This is a genomic window from Acaryochloris sp. 'Moss Beach' (genome assembly GCF_021497025.1).
Lineage (GTDB): Bacteria > Cyanobacteriota > Cyanobacteriia > Thermosynechococcales > Thermosynechococcaceae > Acaryochloris > Acaryochloris marina_A.
This window is the reverse complement of sequence record NZ_CP071717.1, coordinates 5174094-5194531: the sequence shown is the minus strand read 5'-3', so window position 1 is coordinate 5194531 and position 20438 is coordinate 5174094. Positions and strand designations below refer to the sequence as shown.

The following is a 20438-nucleotide window of genomic DNA, read 5'->3' as shown; positions in this document are numbered from 1 at the left end:
CCGACGGCAATCAGAGTGTCGTTACCCCAGCCTGCGGTCAGACGGTTGTATCCGCCCGCTGCAATTAGAGTGTTGTGGCCTCCGTTGCCGTGAACGGTGTTCTGACCACCGAGGGCAACTACTTTGTCATTGCCAGAACCCGCGTGGATAGTGTTGGAAACTGCAGCAGTTGTAATCGTGTCATTCCCATCCCCTGCATAGACTGTATTTGATGCAGCAAATGTCTTAATACTGTCATCTCCAGAACCACCATAGATTGTATTCTGAGCACCGTAGGCTTCAATCCAATCCGCTCCAGAACCACCGTTAATATGGTTTTTGATACCATAGACTTGGAGCCAATCTCGTCCAGAACCGCCATCAATGTGGTTCCAGCCTCCTTTGGCGATTACATGGTCATTGCCCCATTCAGCGTAAACTTTGTTACCCCAGGCTGTTGTCTCAATTTTGTCATTGCCCCAGCCACCGTAGACGGTGTTTTTTTACAGCAAATGTCTTGATGCTGTCATCACCAGAACCGCCGTAGATTGTATTTTCAGCGCCATAAGCCCTTAACCAATCAGCCCCAGAACCACCATTAATATAGTTTTTGATGCCATAGACTTGAAGCCAATCTCGTCCAGAACCACCATCAATGTGGTTCCAGCCTCCTTTGGCGATTACATGGTCATTGCCCCATTCAGCGTAAACTTTGTTACCCCAGGCCGTTGTCTCAATCTTGTCATTGCCCCAGCCGCCATAAATCTTGTTTTTGGCACCTGTAGCACGGACATAGTCATTTCCTGAATCACCATAAACTGTGTTGCTCCAGCCATAAACGCGAATTTGATCATTACCGCTTCCACCGCGAGCATAGTTTGAACCACCGTAGCCATAAATACGGTCATGGCCGGAACCGCCTCGGAGTGTGTTCTTCCCCCCCCATGCTTCGACATGGTCATTGCCACTGCCACCATCAACGGTGTTCTTCCAGCCATAGGCTTTTAATGTGTCGTTGCCACCATGACCATAGAGATAGTTGACGGGCATATATCCAATGAGGGTGTCATTGCCCCAACCACCATGCTTGGTGGGGGAAGGAGCAATCTTCTTAACTTCTTTTACTACTGCTTTTACAACGCGTCCCATGGGTTTTCTCCTTATGTTTTTTTCTAACCGATTGACTATCTGCACTATCGCCAAATCGCCAGGTAGAAAAAATCCCGTTTTATTCAGCTAAATTCAGGTAAAAGTTCAGGACCTAGATTCAAAGGATGGAGAAGGTAGAATTGCAGTAAAAAAGACGGCGCTCAATGTCAGGACAACCATGAACTTCGAGATCAGCGAAAAGCGTTGGTATCCATTCATTTCAGGCAATCGAAAAATATAATTCATCCCAACCTTGAGCAACGCCATAAAGAAAGGCCTCTGCAATGCAAAGGCCCCTGACTGAGAGACATACTTTGAATAATGTGAACCTCATAAACTCAGAGGGTGTATTTAGCAATGGAGCGCAGATTGCCCTCAGCATCTACCCGAAGAGCTTTAGCGGGGGTGCCCTTGGTGAAGATATTTTTGCGGATATCTTTGACGATATGGCGGGCATGACCAAAGGGAGCAATAAATTCGGGGTACCAAAGCCGGTCACCACCTTTCCACTCCGGAAATAGCAGCTGATACTCTCCCGTTTGGTACTGAGCTTCAATATCTGCAGACAGCCAAGCCCAATTGAGAAATCCTACGGGTTGGCCATCCATTTGGTAATAGCGAAATTGATCATGCATCAAGCTGGGTAAAATGCGGGATTCTAGTTCTCTAAGGGTGTAGGACTTATGAAGGGGAGATTGCATCATCAGCCAGGTGATAGATCCCAGCAGTTGCAGTCGTTGTTGTACTGCCTCTGGGGTAGCTTGGGGTAGATCAGCTGCACTGGTTATCGGTGATTGGGGTGTTTCAGGAGCATCATTCGGATCTGAAGTGATATCTACTGTTGTGGACATATCTTGAGTCATCATGATTATTACCTCTAGTGGTGGAAGAGAAAGACTAAACGGGAGACTGGACTGGCGAAGTTGTCTATGGGTCAATACATTTACTATCGCCAAATCGCTAGGTAGATAAAATCCCGATTTATTCAGGTAAGTTCAGGGGTTTTTCCATCCCTCAAACAGCAGAAAGTCCTGCGAATGGATTTTGAGTGCAAGTCAAACCATTCCGCAGGAGTGAGGTAATCTTTGTTTTCAAAAGGGAGAAGTTGGAGAGATTTTGGTGGAACCCGTTGCTGCCATTAGGATTTAGTCTTAATGGTTAAGGATCAATCTTCTGCTCCTACCTGGTATTCAACAATTGAGCGAGAACCGTCTTCTTGGGTGCGAATCATTTTGGCGGTTGTACCCTGGGGAAAGATACTCTGACGCAAATCTTCGAACATACTTTGGTCTTGGTCAAAGGGCGAAATAAAATCGGTACACCAGAGCTGTTCACCACTCCGCCACTCTTGCGGTAGCAGCTTGTATTCTCCTGTTTGATATTTCTCTTCGGCTTCTGAGGACAAGTAGGCCCAACTGACAAATCCGATGGGTTGACCGCCTGATTCGTAATAACGGAATTGGTTGAGGGTGAGGCTGGGTAAAATTCTCGCTTCTAATTCCTCGATCGTGCAGTGCCAGTGTTGGGGAGATTGCAACATCAGCCAGGTAATCCCCCCTAAGAGCTGCAGTCTCTGTCGCATCACCTCTGGTGAGGTTTGAGCTTGAGTATCTTCCCTTTGTTCAGGGGTAGGATCTTGATTCTCTGTTGGTTCTGGAGTGAGAACAGCTTTTTCTGAGGGTTCAGGTGTCGCTTCAGTGGGGTCAGGGAGAGCTGCGTTCTCAACAGGAATCACAAGTTCAGTTTCAGGCGCTTCTTGAATGTGTTCTAGAGCGAATTCGGTGGTTGCGGAGGTAGTCATAGTCATGATTTATTACCTGTACTAATTGGGTAGAAGGGGTTAGTTCTTTGAAGCTGTGCTTATGGGTCATCGCTTCGTTGATGTCCCTACTATCGCCAAATCAATCGGCAGGTAAAATCCCGATTTATTCAGGTAAGTTCAGGTGTTTAGTTGCTCTTTGAACAAATTTCGCGGCTGATTTACATAAGGAGTAGCTCAAGCTAACGTCAAAATCCTATGATTGATAGATGCAAAAAATCACCCTCACCCGGCCCGACGACTGGCATCTCCATTTACGGGATGGAGATGCCCTAAAAGCAGTTCTCCCCCATTCGGCACGGCAGTTCGCTCGTGCCATTGTCATGCCGAACCTAAAGCCCCCAATCCGCACGGTGGCTGATGCTGCAGCTTATCGAGACCGAATTTTAGCGGCAATACCGGCGGGTCAAGCATTCGAGCCTCTGATGACTCTATATCTAACCGATAATACGAGTCCAGAAGAAATCATTGCGGCAAAAGCATCGAAGTTTGTCAAAGCGGTGAAGTATTATCCTGCAGGGGCAACCACCAATTCTGACTGTGGTGTGACTGATATACGGAAGTGCGATCGCATCTTCGCAACTATGGAGCAGGAAAATATTCCTCTATTACTGCACGGGGAAGTGACCAATACTGAAGTGGATGTTTTTGATCGCGAAAAAGTGTTTATCGAACAACACCTGATTCCCCTCGTCTCACGATTCCCCAAACTACGCGTGGTGCTTGAGCATATCACCACCTCAGAAGCTGTGGAGTTTGTCCTCAGTGCCAACCGCAACATTGCTGCAACCATCACGCCCCAACATCTTCTATTCAGTCGCAATGCTTTATTTAAAGGTGGTATTCGTCCCCACTACTATTGCTTACCCATTTTGAAACGAGAGAAGCATCGCTTAGCTCTTTTAAAAGCAGCAACCTCTGGCAATCCCAAGTTTTTCCTGGGCACCGACAGCGCGCCCCATGCACAACATACTAAAGAAAGGTCTTGTGGCTGTGCAGGTTGCTACTCGGCTCTCCACGCAATGGAACTATACGCAGAAGCATTTGAGAGTGTTGATGCCCTCGACAAACTGGAGGCTTTTGCCAGCTTCTATGGTCCAGATTTCTACCAACTCCCACGCAATATCGAGAAAATCACCTTAGAAAAAAAGACTTGGCGTATTCCCGATACAGTACCATTTCCTGAAGCTGGACTAGTTCCCCTCAGAGCAGGGGAGGAGATTTCATGGCAGATGATGGCCCCCTAGGCATAGCGGACAAAATCCAGTGCAATGCTTTTTCCTAAAAAGGTCAATTGTTTGAATTAAAGGTTCTGTAATTGAAGAGGCAGACAAAATAACCGCAGCATTCATCTTACCGCTGCTTTAACATACATCAGCCTTCTATTCACCGTACACTTGTCCAATATAGACATTCTAAACATCAGCATTCAAGGATCATAACCAGTTGCCAACCAACACAAAGGGACTCCAAAAATAGGGCGCTCTAAATTTTGGGTCCTTCATCAAAGCCAACTGCGCCTGCCGGAACGCTGCTGCCTTCGTCATATTAGGTTGAGCCAAGACTTTATAAAAATGGCCCATAAAGGCTGCTGCCGCCTGATCATCCAACGACCATAATCCGGCCAATGTACTGCGCACGCCGGACCGAATCGCCATCCCCGCAATTCCCAGAACAGCGCGACTATTCCCCACAGCCGTTTCACAAGCGCTCAACACCAGTAAATCAATGGGAACCTCAGAAGTTCGAATACGAGTTCGGAGTAAAGATGCCATCGCCTGGATCGAGAGCCGACCTTCCCAGGTGAGAATAAATGTATCTTCTGGGCTAGCGCCAAACTCAGCATGAGTCGCCAAATGCACCACTTCAGAAGACACTTCTGTTAGATAGTCATTCAAATTTTGTTGGGTCAAATCTTGGTTAAACAGAACAGCATGATCTTGAATCTGCGAGGTAATCTGCTCCACTTCTTTGGCCACATAGGGCAAGGCTGGGAACCCAGATCGGGCCTCACTCACCCCACCCACTAACACTTTCACCTTCTCTCTGTCTTGGGGAAGCGGTGCTAGTAAATCTAAGCCTGGGGAAAGGGCGACATTATATTTTTCAATTAAGTATTGTTCGCCATCATAAAGCGTAGTCAAGGGTAAGGTACGCAAGGCTCCATCAGCGACAAAAACCAACGTTTCTACATCCTGCTGGGCTAAATCGGCAGCAACTGGACCCACCACCCAGTCGTAAATTTGTTGAAGTTTAGTCAGGTTGCTCTTTTGGGCAGACCCCAAGGGAGTCGTTAGGGATCGCAATAGTTGTTTCACGGTATCTTCCACCTGCCCAGGCTCAATCGGTGTGCTGTAGTGGCGCAAGGGTTGCTTACCAATGCTGACAATTATATCCACCCGATCCTTTAAGACAATGGGATAAATCACCGCTGCCCTTGGATCCACTTGATCCACTGCTTTCGGTTGGGCTTGCACACAAGCATCCTGAAAGTAGTCTTGAATTTCATTGAGCTGCAAATCTTCGATGAGGTTTCGGGCACGATTTAGGTTGCTCGAAGCATCTGCCTGAGTCATATCTCCTTCTAACAACAGCCCTACCAACTCTCGATAAATGGGTTCTACCCCATCTCTGAAGGTGAAGCGAACATCATCACTGGCTGTTCTGAGATCTCCTCGTAAAGAGTCTAGGGCTGCAACAGCATCGAGATAGGCCGAAATTGCCCCTTGGCGATTGCCGAGTTGACGACGATAACGGCCCAATTGCCAAGCTAGCTGATAGAGAACTTCTGGAGATTGCTGCCTTTGTACTTGCTGCAATGCCTTCTCAGTCAGCGACACAGCTTGGGACCATTGTTTAGCCTCACCATAAATTCGCCCCTGATACCCCAAGATATAGGATTGAGCATTTGGATCATCCAGCTCTTGAGCTTGCCCTTCCACTTGATTTAATAGGTGCAATACAGTCGAAGATTCTTCCCTCTGTCCCCATGTCAAAACCGTTTCGATCAGGTGGAGTTGTGTATAAATCCCCTCTCTGCTGCTGGGAAGCGATCGCATTTGATCTTGCAGTGCTTGAAAAAGCTGCGATGCTGCAGGATCTTTTTGAGCAACTAACAGATCAAATCGGCTCACTTGTATCTGAAATTGAATCAGGGATGTCGGTGCAATCGCATGGGCCTGCTGATAGTAATCCAACGCCTTTTGGGTATTTCCCTGGCCTCGAAAGGTATGACCTAAATTCAGAAGAATCGTACTGGTCAGCGCTGGCTGGTTAAGAGATTGAGCTGTACTTAGAGCGGCTTCGATTTGGCGTTGCGATCGCAACATATTTCCTTCAGCCCGCGATACCTTCCCCAGATTCAACTGAGTCATCGCCTTAACAGGTGACGGCGGCTGTTGCTCTAGAATCTGCATCAATGGCACAAGCTGTTGTTGAGCTTGTCGTAGATACCCCAAATCTTGGAGAACCTGAATCTGATTCAACTGCACCTGCAGGTTTCCCGCATCATCCCCCGCCCGTTGATAGGCCTTCGCCGCTGTCTGCCAATCCTCCAGAGCGCTACGAGTATCCCCTCGAGCCAGGAATAAACTCGCCCTCGCACTAAGCACCTGGGCATGGAGGGCGGGTTGTTCAGCAATCATGTCCGGGGTCAGAGCTTTTTGGCTCGCAGCCATTGCCTCCCTCGCTTTGTCCCAATCGCCCAGATGATGGTAAGCCAAGGCTAAATGGCTCTGAACTGCAGCATAAATACCAGGATGCTTGGAGAACTGGTTAGCAGCTTGAGTCCAATGGACAACCGCGTCGGCATAGTTTGCTTCCAGATAAGCCTGGCGAGCCTCTTCTAGTAGCTTGGGGAGTGACGACTCTCCCTGCAGATAATAGTCTCCCCTAACCGTAACCACTAACCGCTTCGCTTCTTGCAAAACAGTCGTACCATCTGCAGGCGCTTGAGTACCTAAATCCGTTAACAAATAACTCCCAGCAGGGCGACTCGATGGCATCAGAGGTAAACCGCCCCGGCCCGTCACCACAAATTGCGATTGCCCCGTGCTCGGAACAGCACAAGCATCGGCAATTTGCGTACTTTTATCCAACACATTCTCGGGGAGCTGGGTGAGGGCAGTCGTCGGATCCGTGGCAATAGTTTCGATATTAATCTCGCCATTAAAACCTAATTGCGATGATGCTGAGATATTGAGAAACTGTGGCCCAAAAATCGCATTTGTAAAGATATCAATATCGCCCCCGTCCCCCTCAAACGCATTGGCAATTATTTGATTGAGTTCACTGGGGAAAGCAATAATAAACTGAGCCGCGATATCAACACTACCGCCGTTACCAAATCCACCAGAATTCTCTGCAGAAATAATTGAACCCCCTTGCAGGGTCAAAAATCGCAGTAACTGGGTATCAGTCCCACCAATAAAGATATTGCCACCATCGGCCTCATCCCGCGCAACGGTTGAGATCCGACTTCTATTCAGAAGCTGCAATGAATCTCGAACCGACAGCTCGATATTGGCAAGATTCCCTTCCACTGCCTCAGCCAAGAATCCAGCATTATCCAAAACAACAGTATTGGCCTCAATAAATAAACGTCCCGCAGCCCCCATCGCACTGCTCACAGAAACTTGAGCACCATTACTGACCCTTAAAGAGGGGGTAACAATCTCCACATCACCCGCATCTCCTTCCCCCAAAGAGCTAGCAAAAATCCCACTGGGAGATGGCGTAGAGCCAGTGATAGAAATACCTTGATTGGCATTAACCCGTACAATCCCTCCATTTCCTACTGAATCAGCAGTAGTCGATGCCAAAATCTGGCTCCCATCTCTTATCGTCAGCTGCCCCGTCACTAATTCAATATTGCCGCCATCAGCATTCCCCCCAGCCACCGTTGAAATCCGACTCCCGTTGAGCAGTTGCAATGAGTCCTGAACGGATAGCTGTATATCAGCCAGATTTCCATCAACCGCCTCAGCCAGGAGTGCAGAATTATCCAAGACAACCTTGTTAGCGTCAATGGATAAAAATCCCGCAGCGCCCGCCGAACTACTCACAGAAACTTGAGCACCATTACTCATCTCTAAAGTGGGGGTCACAATCTCCACATCACCCGCATCCCCTTCCCCCAAAGAGCTAGTAAAAATCCCACTGGGAGATGGCGTGGAGCCAATGATAGAAATACCTTGATTGGCATTAACCCGTACAATCCCTCCATTTCCCACTGAATCAGCAGTGGTTGAGGCCGAGATCTGTCCTCCATCTCGTATCGTCAGCTGCCCTGTCATCACTTCAATATTGCCGCCATCAGCATTCCCCCCAGCCACCGTTGAAATCCGACTCCCATTGAGCAGTTGTAATGAGTCCCTTACGATCAACCCAATATCCGCTTGATTCCCTTCCACAGCCTCGGCTAACAGAGCTGCATCATCCAAGACAAACGTGTTGGATCGAACAAATAAACTCCCTGCAGAGCCATCATTCGTACTGCTCACGGACAATTGAGCTCCATTCCTCAATGTAATATTGGGAGAAAAAACATCTATCCCACCGGCATTGCCATCACCGGTTGCAGTGGCAAAGATCCCGCTCGGGAATAGCGTCTTCGTCGAATCCAGAACAAAAGGAGAATCTGCATCTGCAGCAGGCAATGTCACCCGAGGTGATGATCCTGTGATCAGAATGCCCTGGTTAGCAACAACTGAGATATCCCCACCATTCCCAATCGAATTAATCGTAGTCGAGGTCGAGATCTGTCCACCATCTTGTATGGTTAGCCGTCCAGTCACCAGATCGATATTGCCACCTTCAAACATGCCAGGGTTCTGCAATTGGGTCAGAATTCGGCTGGGCTGTCCATTCAAAGTACCTTGTAGCGTCACGGACTCCGTCGTATTGATAAAAATATCGCCACTATTCCCTAATCCCTCAGCCCCAGCATCAATAATGGAGCCATCTCTCAGAATCAAGTGGCGAGCATTGATGCGAATATCGCCACTAAACCCCTCCGTTGTCGAAGCCCGAATGGCAGTGGACAACTCAGCCACCCCAGCAAAGTTCCTTCGAGCTGCGGATGGATCGCCTATTAACTGGACTGTATCTCCCGCTCGAATCGTCAAATCTCCCCCTTGGGCATTTCCAAAGACAGCGGGAGCAATCAGTCCACCAATTAGGGTGAGATTCTGAGTATCAATTTCAATGTTTCCTCCTGTCCCACCTAGGGTTTCAGGTGGTAGCCCTAAATCTTCAGGGAAGAATATCACACTGGTCGTAATGCCAATAGGGGGGCGATCTAGAGTAGGTCCTCCTCGATCATCCACCAAAATAGTGTTGGCCTGAATCCGAATATCTCCCTCCGAGGTATTCGGTCCAAATTTTCTCGTGCGAATATCACTTTCCTCGCGAACCAAGAGAGAATTTGTTGTGATGCTAATGTCTCCTCCAGATCCAGCACTCTCAGAACTAATGCCAGAGCTAAAACTGAGGCTAATATCAGGCGCATTAATCAAGATGGATCCAGCATCACTCATAAATCTATCCGTAGAGGATCGACTTAAGATTTCAGCCCCTCTTTCTAGGCGGAGACGATTGGTTAGATCAATGCGAATATCGCCACTAGAGCTATCTCCCAACGTACTCGTAAAAATCTGAGAATTGTCCTGCAGAGTCAGATTCTGAGCGCTAATTCGGATGGTTTCACCTTGCCCCAGATCTTCTACCAAACTCCAAACAGAACTTTCAATCAGTTGAATATCTCCAGTTCCATTGAGAAGAACGGCTCCGCCTTGGGCATCAACGTTGTCAACATCCTCATTCAGCCCCACGAATAAATTCGTTTGATTGAGGAAGATATTCTCAGCCTGAAAGATAATATCTCCTCCCTCCTCTTCCACCGTATCGATGGTTGAATTATTGAGGGTCACAGTAGACCGTCCCTCGATCGGAACGGTCAGAAAAGTTTCAGGGGTTGCAGCCTCTAGATTAAACAGAAGGGTACCGGGTTGGGAAAGACCACTTAGACTCACCCGTCCTCCGGGAGCCAAAATTTCAGCACCATCGAGATTTACGGCTCCCCCCAACAAGGCCAAGGGTTCTCCAACAGCCGTTTCTAACGTGGCACCAGTAACCGAAATGGGTTGAGGGTTGGCACCAAACTGAACCCCCAAGGGCACCGAAACCGTCAGCAACGGAGGAGCATTTGGATTCACCGCATTAAAGGAATTGCCATTCGGGAGCAAAAATCGATCTGCTGTGGTGGCTACAAATGCCCCCGCCATATCTAACTGGGCATTGGGACCAAACAGAATACCGCTAGGATTAACGAAAAACAGATTGGCGGGACCATTCACCCCCAACAAACCATTAATATTGGAAGCCGTCCCTCCAGTCACCCGCGCAAAGATATTCTCGACGGCAGCTGGGTTGCTAAAGAAAACCGTTTGATTGGGACTAATTCCAAATCGCTCAAAACTATGAAACAACGCCGTATTGCGCTGAGCCCCACCTTCAATAAAAAGGTCGTCTGCCGTTGCCCCAGGCGCAACCACGGACTGCTCCGCCCCCAAAGTATTGTCGGGGACAATCAGTTGAGCCAGCACCATTTTTGAGAACATCAGTGGACTCAAAACCACACCCATCAGGGGAGCAACTGCTGGCCTCAACCAATGTTGTATCAGGATGCGATCGCACCCAATCCTATTCATAATTTTTTGGCTTATGAAAGTGTACTAAAGACGGGAAAACACAACTTTCAACTCAAGGGGTAGAGGGTGATTGGTTCATATCCAAAGGCCGAGCAAGGGTCTTTAAATTCGCATCATCTAGCCGTTCGGCAATATTGACTAATGCTTGACCGTGCTTATCCTCCTCACCTAACTGGGTTTGTTCCTTCAGAAAAGCCCGAAGCTTTTGGTATGACTGGGACTCATCTGCTTCCAACAGCAGCTCTCTCACCGTATCAAACCAATAGCCAGCCGTTGCAAACAACGCTGCTTTCTGATCTGGAGTGTCAGCTTGAGATAATGCCTTTTGCAAGGCAGCAGAAGGTAAGGCAACATCAACTTCCGCTACAAAGGGTGGACTGAACCGATCATCCTCGGGTTTACAAGCAACACTCAACTCCACAAAAAACCGTTGGCCATCCTGTAGGGTGGTCTGCTCCATTGGCACTGTATATTGAACCAATCCAGAAGAAGTTTCAATATATTCCAACTCATGGATGAGTTCAGAACTTTGATCTGAATCCAGAATAAATAAGGAAATTCTGACGCGATAGGGATCTGTGGCCGTTACAAACCAAGCCAACGTAGGTGCCACCGCACTAGTTCTCCCCACATGAGTACTGGGAGCTAGCAGGGTAACGGGGATGCTTGGTTGCGGAAGAGATGTTGCCTGAGCATTCGCCTGCTTTGTCACCATTTGACGATTCAAATCAGGAGATTGAGCTTGGTCAAAGCTACACCCCCGGGAGCCATTGGACCCAAACTTACCTTTCGGCGGATCACCCTTGGGGGGTTGGTATCGTCTCGCCCAGGCAGGGGAAGGCAAGATCGATAGAGATAATAGAAGAAGACCTAAACCAAAACAATAGCTACCTTTCAGCCCTCTTCCCTTGAGCGGGAGTATTTTCATATGCCTATTTGGCTTGAGATGAGCCATAACCATTGGTGCATACCTCACTTAGCATTGACGGTACAAAACGCGATCGCAATCTGCTGCGTTAGCCACTGAGCAGGACGATCGTCTCGATCAGCAATGATCTTTAAGTCCTGATCGGTCCATTCCAAAGCGACTTCCTGCCAGGGTTCTAATGACACTCGTGATAGTTGTGCCAGGGTAGAGGAACGGATGTAGTAGCGGGTTTTCTCTAAAAACATAGTAATACCTCCCTTATTTATCCGGTCTCAATTCATCTGGAAAATCGATTAATTTCCCTTCATCGTCATAGGGGTCAAAATCAATAATTTCTCGACGGACCCATTCCTTAAATCGCTCCTTTATCGCTGCCATCATTGTCTTAAATGATGGCAATGTAGAGTATGTCGGCTCTGCATATCTATAGTCAGGCGGCATATCAGATCTCCCCCGTATTTAGGTTATTGAAATTACCTTAATTGAGCTTGCTGGTAGAAAAAATCCCGTTATCATCAGGAAACTTCAGCAAAAGTTCAGGCATGGATGACCCAAAAATTCAGGTTGATCTTCAGGCCAAAATCTAGACAAGAATTTTAAGATTACAGGGGGAATGGGTTCACATCACACTACTCACTGGTTAAGGGGATAGGGATTGAAGTCTCAGACTTGGCATAAACTCCGCCAACAATTAGCGCCACTTAAACTTGTGGCACTCCCCAGCTTACTCATACTGGGCCTAATTCTGGGCGGACGATGGGCAGGCGCTTTTCAGTCCTGGGAACTGCAAGTCTTAGATTTATTTCTGAAATATCAACCATCAGAACCCCAAGACAAGCGCATTCTGCTAGTCAATATTGATGAGGACAGCATTCGCTCGATTGGCCGCTATCCCATTCCCGATCAGTATCTCGCCCAATCTCTCAGCATCCTCCAGAAGCATCAACCCAGAGCTATTGGACTTGACTTGTTCCGAGATATCCCTGTAGAACCGGGTTCGGCTAAGTTGGCAAGTGCCTTTCGGAATATGGATAACCTATTCGGAATAGATAAAGTCCTTGATAAAAACAAATCAGAAAGGGTAAATCCACCACCCAGCTTACCCATAGAACGGATTGGATTTGCTGATGCCCCCATCGATCTAGACGGTAGTCAGCGTCGGGGATTTTTAGGAACTCAAACACAAGAAAAAGGCTTCCGATTTTCCCTAGCCTTACTACTGGCTGAAAAATATTTAATTGCTCAAGATATCCATCTAGATAACGGTATCCAAGATCCCATAGCCATGAGATTTCGGTCTGTAGAAATTCCCCGAATCCGTCCTAATTTTGGAGGCTATATTCGCACCAATACGGGAAATGCAGATGCCCAAATGCTGTTAAATTTCCGCAACAACCCCAAGGCATTTGAGACAATTTCATTTAAAAAAAATACTATCAGAAAAATTTTCACCTAATTTAGTCAAAAACCGTATTGTCATTATTGGTATCACCACTTCTAGTCATCAAGACTATTTCCCGGCTGCCGTTCCCTCTATAATCGCCCCTGAGGCAAACTGGGTCTATGGCATCGAGCTACATGCCCATGCTATCAGCCAAATTCTGGGCGCAACCTTAGATCAACGACCGCTAATCAATACTTGGCCGGATTGGGTCGAATACCTCTGCATTATTTGTGGGGGGATGGGTGGGCATCATCGTCGCCGCTTACATTCGTTCACCTCGGTATACGATACTTGCGATCGCACTCTGCGCATTACTGGTCTCTGGCATCAGCTACCTTGCTTTACTGGGGGGATGGTGGCTCCCCCTAGTCCCCATCCTAGCCAGCTTTCTGGTCATCAGCCTCGGCCTAGATGCCTTCTACCAATACGATCGCTTTATCCAAACCAAAGTCAAAGCCCAGCAACAAACCCTCCGTATCCTAGAACAAGCCAAAACCGATCTAGAAATCCAGGTCGCCCAACGGACCTCCGAACTTCAACAATCTAATGTAGAGCTAAGCCAAGCCAAAGAAGCAGCCGAAATGGCCAGTCGTGCCAAAGGAAAATTTCTCGCCAAAATGAGCCATGAATTACGCACTCCCCTCAATGCCATTCTGGGGTTTAGCCAAATGATGGCCCAGGACAGCAGTCTCTCTACAACCAACCACAAGCGAAATCGCTTAATCAACCAATCTGGCGAGCATTTATTAGGTCTAATCAACGATATTTTATCCCTCGCCAAACTGGAGTCGGGCAAACAAGAACTACGAGAAGGCCCCTTCCAGCTCAGCACCTTAATTGAGACGGTTGAGGGTATCTTTCGGCTCCGAGCTGAACAAAAAGGGTTAGCGTTTCAGGTCGAAACCGACCCTGATCTATTTCCCTATCTAGTCGGGGATGCCCAGAAGCTTCGACAGGTCCTGATCAACTTGCTCAGCAATGCTCTCAAATTCACCCATGCTGGACATATTTCCCTACGCATAGGCAGCATCCCGAAAGCAAAAGGCATCACCTTAAGGTTTGAAATCGAAGATACAGGTGAAGGAATTGCCCCCTCAGAACTGCACAAATTATTTATTCCCTTTGAACAGACCGAAAGCGGTGAGAAATCAAAAGCCGGAACAGGACTCGGTTTACCCATCAGTCAGCAGTTCGTCCAACTGATGGGTGGAGAGATTAAAGTCTCTAGTCAAGTGGGGCAAGGGACCATCTTCACCTTCACAGCCCAAGTCACCATTGCTAATACTGCCAGTGCCCCTCATTCACAAAATATTGCAGACGATGCACTTCCCTTATCCCAACAGCTGAATGATAGGGTTGAACCAGAAGAACTCCCCCCAGCAGCCATCAGCCCAGAGACCATTGACCAAGCCTTAAGATCCATGTCTTCCAACTGGTTAGATGAACTCCACCATGCTGCTCTCAGGCTAAAAGGGAAACAGGTGATTCAACTATTATCCGAACTTCCCTCAGAATATGAAGCCGTTTCTCAATATTTAATTGAGCTAGCAGAGAACTATGAATATGCTCACATCACTAAAGTCACCACACAATTGATGCAGGAATAACACCAAAGGTAGTTTTCATGAGCGACATCGATCCTTCCAGTGAACCCATCTTAGAATTCGCAGAGAACTTAATCCTGCAAAAAACCGACACCTATTGCAGTGAGCTCCAACGGCGCATCCTCAGTACTGCCCTGCAGGGAGAGCGCAAAACCTACGATCAGCTTGCAGATGAATGTGGCTATTCCCCCAAATATGTCAAACAAGATGTTGCCCCTAAACTCTGGCATTTACTGTCCCAAGCCCTCGACAAAAAAGTTTCAAAATCTAATGTGCGGATCATCCTAACTCATGAAATGCGCAATACAACCCAAGCTAGCAATACTTCTGCCACTACTCCAACACCCCCATCCCTTCCCCTTGAGCCACAATCCACTAACCTAGCTGGAAAAGTCAAAATCTTACTCGTTGACGACCAACCCCAAAATTTACGGTTGCTCACGGATGTATTAGAAGAACAGGGCTATGACGTTCTCCAAGCCCTCAACGGCAATGTTGCGCTCCAGGCCGTGTCTCTCGATCAACCTCAGTTGATCCTCTTAGATATCCAAATGCCGGAAATGGATGGCTACACTGTCTGTCAAAAATTAAAAGCCGAGCCATCCACCCAAGAGATTCCTGTAATATTTGTCAGCGCCTTGGATGAATCGTGGGATAAGGTTAAAGCCTTTTCAGTGGGAGGTATAGATTACATCACCAAACCCTTCAAGGTTGTAGAGGTCTTAGCTCGGGTACAGAATCAACTTAAAATTCAACAACTGCAGCAGGCACTCATAGCCCAAAATGCACAACTCCACCAAGCAAATTTAGAATTGCAGCGCTTAGCTGCCTTGGATGATTTAACCCAAGTCGCCAATCGCCGTCGCTTTGATGCCTATCTTCTTACATCCTGGCAAGCAGCAATTCAAGGCCAACACCCTTTGACATTGATGCTCTGTCAACTCAAGCATTTCAACTTTTATGGTTCTGGAGGCAATCCTCAACAAGGAGACCAGTGCTTATATGAAATAGCTCAAACTATCAAGCAAGCCATACAAGGCCCTCATGATCTAGTGTGCCGCTATGGCACTTTCATCTTTGCCATCGTTTTACCCCAACAGTCTTCCACTCAAGCAGAATCGATTGCCCAAAAGTTATCCAAGCAAGTAGATCAAAAGGAAGTGGGTTCTCCTCCCATCAACTTAAGTATTGGCCTCACCTCTATACAGCCTAAATCTGATATTGGCATTGAGGCATTCATAGAAGCGGGTGATCGCAACCTTCAACAAGCAAGGAATAATGGCGGCAATTGTGTATTCACTGATGACAACTGAGTCAAAATCAGCCCAGAGCAATTATAGAAACTCTCCCTCTTTTCGGTCATAGGCTAAACCTCTTATTCCTCAGTAGAGAATTTTTTTACTCAAATTTTCATCGATTAACTGCTTAATCCTGGAATAAGAAAGAGCCCATCTACAGACCAAAAGCTAGCACTGGCAAGACTGATGAGTAGAGGATCTAGCTTCACTAATAAGTTTTGCTCGTCATATTAACCTCTAAAAAAATTAATATCAACGGCGCTGTTGTTTTAAGATATCTATAATTAATTCTGGAACACGGACCTTAGAATCTGACTTGGATCTTCTCTGATATCTAGGTGGTAAGGTGGCCCCTGTTAGAATTGCATCATCTAAATTAACATCCCGCAAAATAGCTCCGGTCAAATCGGCATTTTTTAAGTTTGCTTTTTTGAGGTTAACCTTTCTAAGAACAGCAAATCGCAGGTCAGCCCCTTCAAGATTAGCCTCTTGCAGATTGGTCTCTCGTAGAAAAGCACCTTTCAATGAGATGTTAGCTAAGTTTGCTTTCTTGAGATTACATCTAAAGCAGTTACGAGTTTGTTTAATCCTTTGCAAATGCTCAGGTTTCTCAGCTCTTACTGATGGAGCTAGGAACGTAGCAAGACTCCCAATCAAAAAAGAGATCGCAACTTTACGACCCATTTTTCTCAGCCGACGGTTGCCCATGATCTATAACTCCAACAGTAGCGACAGCGGAGGAATCCCCCCTCATCAAAAGCGTATCAACCCTGAGTATGCCCTGAAGAGGGGACGGACTTGCATGTTCCTACCATCCCAACCTAGAAATTATGGTGATGCCGAATCAGATTGAGAAACTCTTCCCGAGTTTTATGATCGTCCTGAAAGACTCCAACCATGGAGCTAGTCACTGTCCAAGAGCCTGGTTTTTGCACCCCACGCATCACCATACACATATGGCTTGCTTCCATTACCACGGCCACACCCTTGGGTTCTAAAGCTGTTTGCACCGCTTCTGCAATCTGACGAGTTAGTCTTTCTTGCACCTGCAAGCGGCGAGAATACATTTCCACAATGCGAGCTAGCTTACTTAGACCAATCACCTTTTGATTAGGGATGTATGCCACATGGGCCTTGCCAATAAAAGGCAACATATGATGCTCACACAAGCTAAAGGCATCAATATCCCGAACCAAAACCATCTCATCATGACCTTCATCAAAGATGGCATTGTTCACCAACTCTTCTAAGGACTGCTGATATCCACTGGTGAGAAACCGCATGGCCTCAGCCACTCGCTTCGGCGTTTTCAGTAAGCCTTCCCGCTCTGGATCTTCACCCACCCCTAACAGCATGGTTTCTACTGCTCCCATCATCTCTTCTTGGCTGGATTGACGATGGGTCTCTTTCTCCTTTGCCCGTTGAGATAAGCTGCGATCTGGACGAAGCTGAGAGTTATTAGAAGTTGTGTTCATAGAAGAGTTAGCTGAATCAGAAGGTTTAGAAGACAAAGTAGTCATTGTTTCAATTAATTGTATGAAATTTGGCAGAAAAGTTGGGGGTTATACGAGGGAGGATCAAAAGGTCCCTGCATTCGGCATCAAGACAAGTTCCTCTATCACTGCATTTTGAGGCATCTGCACAATATGCAAAATTGATTGAGCCACATTTTCTGGTTTGAGCATGGCGGTGCGGTCAAAATCAGCATCCACGGTGTCTGTATCCCATAAAGGGGTATTCACTGAACCCGGACAAACGGCCGTCACCCGAATTCCATGGGGTCGTTCTTCTTGGGCCAGAGATTTGGTTAAACCCATTAAGGCAAACTTACTGGCGCAATAAGCACCCCACTGAGGAAACGCCTGTTGCCCCGCAATGGAAACGACATTGATAATGGTGCCTTGCTGTTGAGATCGCATCCCTGGCAACACCGCCTGCAAACATTCAAATACACTCGTCACATTCAGATCGAGCACCCTTTGCCAATCGGCCAAAGGCATATCAATCAGTTCGCCGGTGTAACCCATCCCAGCATTATTAATCAAAATATCGATGGGGCCAACCTGATCCAAAAGCTGACTCATCTGAGACTTTACCTGGCCAACTTCAGACAAGTTAATAGCGAAAGCCTTGGCCTCAACCCCCTGTTTTTGGAGGGTCTGAGCTAATTCATCCAGTTGAGCTTGAGAACGGCTGACTAATACCAAATCAATATTGGACGCAGCAAATGCTTCGGCCGTTGCCCGACCAATACCCCTGCTCGCTCCGGTAATCAGAGCGCGCAGTTTCCGTTGAGCAGTCATGCAAAATACCTAAAATCAATACTCGGTAAAAACTTGCCCAACCACAAACACTTCTGCGAATTGAACAGGCAAGGGACTTTAAAAGACGGATGTAGACTCCTTGAAACTATCAGCGCAAATGAGAGGCAGTCATTGCGCGTAAGCTTACGCTAATTGTAAACAAATGTTGCGACTTTGTAATCATACCACTGGTCCAAGATGGAGCGCATACTCAAGGAACCTGAGAGAAAATCCCCATATTCCGAAACTTATGATAACGCTGTTGGCGGCGTTCTTGGGGACTCAGACGCCATAACTCTTCTAAATTACTTAAAACTGCAGTTTTAATGATATCTGCAGCCTTAACGGGGTCAACATGGGCTCCTCCAGGAGGCTCAGTTAAAATTTGGTCAATTATCCCCAATTCTTGCAAGTCCGTTGCTGTGATTTTGAGGGCTTCAGCCGCTTGGGGGCCTTCCTGAGCATCGCGCCAAAGAATCGCTGCACAAGCTTCTGGTGGCGCCACACTATAGATCGAATGTTCAAACATCAGTAGCCGATCACCTACACCAATTCCCAAGGCGCCCCCAGAACCACCTTCCCCAATTACCGTACAGATAATGGGCACATCCAAACGGAACATTTCCCGGAGGTTGAGAGCAATCGCTTCACCTTGACCAAACTGTTCAGCTTCTAACCCCGCCCAAGCCGCAGGGGTATCAATAAAAGAAATGATAGGCAAGCCAAATCGATCGGCATGATCCATTAACCGCATGGCTTTCCGATACCCACTCGGAAAAGGCATCCCAAAATTGCGGGCCACATTATCCTTCGTGTCACGTCCCTTCTGATGGCCCAACATCAACACAGGCTGGCCACCAATCCGACCCACACCCCCCACAATCGCGGGATCGTCATACCCCCGGCGATCGCCGTGTAATTCCATCCATTCATCACTGATGGCATGGATATAGTCCAATGTACTAGGGCGCCGAGGATGCCGAGCCAGCTGCAGCTCTTGCATCGGGGTTAAGCTACTAAAAATTTCTTGGCGAAGCTGGTCAGCCCGACCTTCTAGCTGGGTAATTTGATCCGTGACATCCACCCCATTCTGCTCAGAGAGGCTACGGATCTGCTCAATTCGATCCTCTAACTCAGCTAAGGGTTTTTCAAAATCAAGCAGTTGGAGTTTGCGATCGGAAACAGCCATTCGCAGGTACCTAGTCAAACGTTAAACAATTTCAGTCTTGTTGTCTTAATTAATAGTTCAAAAAACTATTAAACGATCCTAACAAGCGTGCCCCAGGCAAAAAATACCCTCAAGCTGACTTGATAACAAGCCCAACTTCATTAAGAACACTTTAAAATACTACACAATAAAGGGGGATGTCACAGCTATCCTATCCCCATCCATAGGAAAATCGCCTAAGCCATCACCATTCCACCATCTACATTGAAGACCTGGCCCGTAATGTAGGCGCTAGCAGGGTCAGCTGCTAAGAACCGAATCATACCTGCTACTTCATCAGGCTGGCCATATCGCCCCAGGGGGATAAATTTGAGAATTTCTTCGGACTCTAGCCCCTCAGTCATATCCGTTGCAATAAATCCAGGAGCTACCGCATTCACTGTTACCCCCCGAGAAGCCATTTCCTTGGCCACGGTCTTCGTAAAACCAATGACCCCCGCCTTAGCTGCACTGTAATTGGCCTGACCGGGATTCCCCATTTGACCCGCCACAGAGGCAATATTAATAATTCGGCCGGACCGCTGTTTAAGCATCACCCGACTCACCGCTCGGGTACAAAGATAGACTCCTGTGAGGTTGAGATTAATGACCGCTTGCCAATCTTCTGGCTTCATTCGCAACAGCAAGGTGTCTCGGGTAATGCCTGCATTATTCACCAACACATCGGCACGCCCCCATTTGTCCAACACAGACTTAAACAGAGTGTCTACCTGATCCGCTTCCGCCACATTGGCCTGGAGGGCTAATGCTTCCCCTCCATTACCTGTAATTTCAGCCACCACAGCATCAGCCGCGCCACTGGAGTTGGCATAGTTAATGACGACCTTTGCCCCTTCACCCGCTAGGGCCAAAGCCGTAGCCCGTCCAATCCCTCGAGAGGCACCCGTAACGATTGCGACCTTATCTTGCAATGAATTCATGAACGGTTCTGAGCCAAAAAAATCTGCTCAACTATCTTATGACATTGCGGGGGCGCG

16 protein-coding genes and 2 pseudogenes are annotated in these 20438 nt (G+C 47.5%); 5 read left to right on the top strand and 13 right to left on the bottom strand.

Features of this window, described 5'->3' with window-relative positions; all coding sequences use genetic code 11:
• Positions 1-38: 38 nt before the first annotated feature.
• From HRE53_RS24480 to HRE53_RS24465, 4 genes and pseudogenes are all read right to left on the bottom strand, one after another.
• A pseudogene (locus tag HRE53_RS24480) lies at positions 39-284 on the bottom strand (calcium-binding protein); the annotation flags it as partial.
• A gap of 166 nt (positions 285-450) precedes the next feature.
• Complete coding sequence (locus tag HRE53_RS24475; protein ID WP_235108301.1) at positions 451-1128, bottom strand: calcium-binding protein; 678 nt, start codon at positions 1126-1128, stop codon at positions 451-453.
• A gap of 338 nt (positions 1129-1466) precedes the next feature.
• Positions 1467-1994, bottom strand: coding sequence for a toxin-activating lysine-acyltransferase (locus HRE53_RS24470; protein ID WP_235108300.1), 528 nt, complete (start codon positions 1992-1994; stop codon positions 1467-1469).
• 299 nt (positions 1995-2293) lie between these two features.
• On the bottom strand, positions 2294-2929 hold the full coding sequence (locus HRE53_RS24465) for a toxin-activating lysine-acyltransferase (RefSeq protein ID WP_235108299.1): 636 nt from the start codon (positions 2927-2929) through the stop codon (positions 2294-2296).
• A gap of 227 nt (positions 2930-3156) precedes the next feature.
• On the opposite strand from HRE53_RS24465, the gene pyrC reads away from it, so the two are divergent.
• Entirely contained in the window at positions 3157-4194 is a 1038-nt protein-coding gene (pyrC, locus tag HRE53_RS24460) for a dihydroorotase (protein WP_235108298.1), read from the top strand.
• A 189-nt stretch (positions 4195-4383) separates the two neighbouring features.
• On the opposite strand, the gene HRE53_RS24455 is transcribed toward pyrC, so the two are convergent.
• The 4 genes from HRE53_RS24455 to HRE53_RS34580 all read right to left on the bottom strand — a co-directional run bounded on the left by HRE53_RS24455 (position 4384) and on the right by HRE53_RS34580 (position 11965).
• Positions 4384-10656 carry a CHAT domain-containing protein gene (locus tag HRE53_RS24455; protein ID WP_235108297.1) on the bottom strand — a complete coding sequence of 2091 codons (6273 nt, stop codon included), beginning with the start codon at positions 10654-10656 and terminating at the stop codon, positions 4384-4386.
• Positions 10657-10708: 52 nt separating this feature from the next.
• Complete coding sequence (locus HRE53_RS24450) at positions 10709-11500, bottom strand: DUF928 domain-containing protein (RefSeq protein WP_235108296.1); 792 nt, start codon at positions 11498-11500, stop codon at positions 10709-10711.
• A 128-nt stretch (positions 11501-11628) separates the two neighbouring features.
• Positions 11629-11829 (bottom strand): hypothetical protein, encoded by a 201-nt coding sequence (locus HRE53_RS24445; protein ID WP_212665666.1) that lies wholly within the window; start codon positions 11827-11829, stop codon positions 11629-11631.
• A 13-nt stretch (positions 11830-11842) separates the two neighbouring features.
• The gene (locus HRE53_RS34580) at positions 11843-11965 is read right to left on the bottom strand and encodes a hypothetical protein (RefSeq protein ID WP_255800989.1); all 123 of its coding nucleotides are present in this window, start codon (positions 11963-11965) and stop codon (positions 11843-11845) included.
• A gap of 274 nt (positions 11966-12239) precedes the next feature.
• Between HRE53_RS34580 and HRE53_RS24440 the strand changes: the two genes are divergently transcribed.
• The 4 genes and pseudogenes from HRE53_RS24440 to HRE53_RS24425 all read left to right on the top strand — a co-directional run bounded on the left by HRE53_RS24440 (position 12240) and on the right by HRE53_RS24425 (position 15945).
• Complete coding sequence (locus HRE53_RS24440; protein WP_235108295.1) at positions 12240-13040, top strand: CHASE2 domain-containing protein; 801 nt, start codon at positions 12240-12242, stop codon at positions 13038-13040.
• Positions 12991-13212, top strand: a pseudogene (locus HRE53_RS24435) (CHASE2 domain-containing protein); the annotation flags it as partial. The gene HRE53_RS24440 and the pseudogene HRE53_RS24435, both read left to right, overlap by 50 nt.
• 58 nt (positions 13213-13270) lie before the next feature.
• The gene (locus tag HRE53_RS24430; RefSeq protein WP_235108294.1) at positions 13271-14635 is read left to right on the top strand and encodes an ATP-binding protein; all 1365 of its coding nucleotides are present in this window, start codon (positions 13271-13273) and stop codon (positions 14633-14635) included.
• 17 nt (positions 14636-14652) lie between these two features.
• Positions 14653-15945, top strand: a complete 1293-nt coding sequence (locus HRE53_RS24425) for a diguanylate cyclase domain-containing protein (RefSeq protein WP_235108293.1) — start codon at positions 14653-14655, stop codon at positions 15943-15945.
• 237 nt (positions 15946-16182) lie between these two features.
• Here HRE53_RS24425 and HRE53_RS24420 read toward each other — a convergent pair whose 3' ends face one another.
• The 5 genes from HRE53_RS24420 to fabG form a co-directional block, all read right to left on the bottom strand.
• Positions 16183-16638, bottom strand: coding sequence for a pentapeptide repeat-containing protein (locus HRE53_RS24420; protein WP_235108292.1), 456 nt, complete (start codon positions 16636-16638; stop codon positions 16183-16185).
• A 113-nt stretch (positions 16639-16751) separates the two neighbouring features.
• On the bottom strand, positions 16752-17405 hold the full coding sequence (gene folE, locus HRE53_RS24415) for a GTP cyclohydrolase I FolE (protein ID WP_396124646.1): 654 nt from the start codon (positions 17403-17405) through the stop codon (positions 16752-16754).
• Between the two features lie 102 nt (positions 17406-17507).
• Positions 17508-18233: an SDR family oxidoreductase gene (locus HRE53_RS24410; protein ID WP_235108291.1), complete on the bottom strand. Its 726-nt coding sequence runs from the start codon at positions 18231-18233 to the stop codon at positions 17508-17510.
• A gap of 211 nt (positions 18234-18444) precedes the next feature.
• Positions 18445-19422, bottom strand: coding sequence for an acetyl-CoA carboxylase carboxyltransferase subunit alpha (locus tag HRE53_RS24405; protein WP_212665661.1), 978 nt, complete (start codon positions 19420-19422; stop codon positions 18445-18447).
• A gap of 215 nt (positions 19423-19637) precedes the next feature.
• Positions 19638-20381 (bottom strand): 3-oxoacyl-[acyl-carrier-protein] reductase, encoded by a 744-nt coding sequence (fabG, locus tag HRE53_RS24400; RefSeq protein ID WP_212665660.1) that lies wholly within the window; start codon positions 20379-20381, stop codon positions 19638-19640.
• Positions 20382-20438 lie beyond the last annotated feature (57 nt).